This is a genomic window from Kitasatospora sp. NPDC091257, assembly GCF_044757675.1.
Lineage (GTDB): Bacteria > Actinomycetota > Actinomycetes > Streptomycetales > Streptomycetaceae > Kitasatospora > Kitasatospora lactacystinica.
The window spans coordinates 1-1214 of record NZ_JBIVVI010001784.1 but is presented as its reverse complement, the minus strand read 5'-3'; the positions used below and the strand labels follow the sequence as shown (position 1 = coordinate 1214).

The following is a 1214-nucleotide window of genomic DNA, read 5'->3' as shown; positions in this document are numbered from 1 at the left end:
GCTCTCGGACACGGGGACCCCTCGCTCCCCCGCCGGCCGCGAGCCCCCGCTGTCCAGCCCGGGCACGGCCGCTCGGCCGCCTCCGGTGCGCAGCCGTCCAAGAAGCGATGTGCGGAAGGAACTACCCCGCCCGGCCGCGATTCATGCACACTGCACGCAATCGACTACGCAGAGCACCGGCCGCAACGCCGAGCGCCCGACCGGGAGTTGATCCCCGATCGGGCGCTGTGCAGGTCAACGGCGGTCAGTCGGTGCCGAGTTGGCGCCGCACCCATTCCTTCAGCTTCTTGCCCCGGCGCGGCTTCGCCTCGCAACCACCGAACAGCGCAAGGCCCTTGATCCGGACAACCGGAGCGTACGGGTCCGCCGCGGTCGTCTCCCGGACGTCGAAGCCGCCGAAGATGCCGATGCCGGATCCCTGCAGGCTCACGTTCTCCGGGACCCTGACCTGGACCCCGCCGAAGATCGCCGTCACCGTGATCTCCACCTCGGGGGACTCGAACACGGCGTCGGTCAGGTCGATCTCCACCCCGCCGAACGCGGCGAAGGCGCTCAGGTGCGAGCCCACCCGCCAACGGCCCTTGCGGGCCGCGCCGCCGAAGACCGCCACCACCGTCGGCGACTCCTGGCGCGCGGGCGGCTGCGGCGGCGGGCCCTGCGGGGCACTCAGCGGCTGCTTCTCGAAGGACAGCGGGCGGGCCGGCAGGTCCCGGGTCAGCGGCACGAGGTCGCCGAAGGTCTTCGAGGCGTACGCGGCCTCGATCCGCTCCGCGTGCTCGTCCGCGTCCAGGCGGCCCTCGGCGTAGGCGTCCCGCAGCAGCTCCGCGACCTTCTCGCGGTCGGCGTCGGAGACCCGCAGGTCCGCCTCCGCGACCGGCGCGTGCGGCCGCGGCGCGGCCTCCGCCCTGGTCTCGGGCTTGAGTTCCGGCTCGGGTTCGGGCTTGGTCATCGGTACGGGCGCCGGCACCGGCGGCTGCCCCGAATCGTCGTGCGACGGCGAGTTGTCCACGGGGGTCAGCCTAGTCGCTCGCACTCCTGCGCGAGTGAGCCCGGTCACGCAAGGCTGCCCTGTCCGCATGCCGACGTCCACCGGGTCCTACCCTGGATGATGCTTCGCCGACGCAGCCGGACCAACTGGACAGCTAAGGACCGCCCCCATGGCTCCCACGCCAGACTTCGAGTACAGCGACCTGCTCCCGTACATGGAGAAGCTG

The 1214-nt window shown here is 72.2% G+C and carries 1 protein-coding gene; it reads right to left on the bottom strand.

All coding sequences use genetic code 11. The annotated features are described in order from the left end of the window. Positions 1-244 precede the first annotated feature (244 nt). Complete coding sequence (locus tag ACIQOV_RS42015) at positions 245-1009, bottom strand: DUF1707 domain-containing protein (protein WP_401056489.1); 765 nt, start codon at positions 1007-1009, stop codon at positions 245-247. Between the last annotated feature and the right edge of the window lie 205 nt (positions 1010-1214).